This is a genomic window from Brevibacillus borstelensis (genome assembly GCF_003710865.1).
GTDB classification, from domain to species: domain Bacteria; phylum Bacillota; class Bacilli; order Brevibacillales; family Brevibacillaceae; genus Brevibacillus; species Brevibacillus borstelensis.
In genome coordinates, this window is the sequence record NZ_RHHO01000100.1 from 1 (window position 1) to 950 (window position 950).

At 51.4% G+C, this 950-nt stretch carries 1 protein-coding gene and 1 pseudogene; both read right to left on the reverse strand.

Features of this window, described 5'->3' with window-relative positions:
• Positions 1–224 (reverse strand): annotated as a pseudogene (locus tag EDM54_RS26030) (D-alanyl-D-alanine carboxypeptidase family protein); the annotation flags it as partial.
• A 177-nt stretch (positions 225–401) separates the two neighbouring features.
• A partial coding sequence (locus EDM54_RS26035) for an IMP dehydrogenase (RefSeq protein WP_183189193.1) occupies positions 402–950 on the reverse strand: 549 nt, incomplete at its 5' end.

A 950-nucleotide genomic window follows, 5' to 3' on the forward strand; every position in this document is an offset into this window, starting at 1 on the left:
ATCATTTTACTCATGCTCGCTGGTGGCAACGGTTGGTCTGGATTACTGCTGTAAAGTACTTTTCCTGTTGATACCTCTACCAATATTGCCGAGCTGGCAACCAACTGCAAGTCAGCCTGCGGGGCAGCTCCTGCATTTGCTGTCATGGAACCCCACGCAGTGATAAAAACAGCGACAGAAAGGAACAGACCCGTCAATCGCTTCGTCCATGTTCTCGGTTTCATTTGAATCTCTCACCCTCCCACTTCTGTCGGTCTTGGCCACTAAAGGCACGGACACACATTTGTAAGTGTACCATAGAAAGCAACCCCACTTGAAGCTTGTTTCCACTAGTTTCCCGGTAGGAATGGCTAGAAAAAAACCCCTTTCGCAAACGGAAAGGGGTTTTTGATTCGATAGTCCTACGAAATAGAGTAGTTTGGCGCTTCTTTTGTAATTTGAACATCGTGCGGATGACTCTCGCGCAAACCAGCTCCGGTAATCCGGATGAACCGGGAATTGTCGATGAGCTCCTGAATGTTTTTCGTACCACAGTAGCCCATACCTGCGCGGAGGCCACCGATCAGTTGATAGACGACATCGGCCAATGGTCCTTTGTAAGGTACGCGGCCTTCGATACCCTCAGGAACGAGCTTTTGCGCGTTTTCCTGGAAGTAGCGATCCTTGCTGCCGGCTTTCATCGCACCGATGGAGCCCATGCCGCGGTATACCTTGAAGCGGCGGCCTTGGAAGATCTCGAATTCGCCCGGGCTTTCTTCCGTTCCGGCAAACAGGCTGCCGATCATGATCGCTGATGCGCCTGCACCGATTGCTTTTGGCAAATCACCGGAGTATTTAATCCCGCCATCGGCAATAATTGGAATATTGTATTCCCTGGCTACGCGGGCGCAGTCGTAAATGGCTGTAATTTGCGGTACCCCAATCCCCGCCACAACGCGCGTCGTACAGAT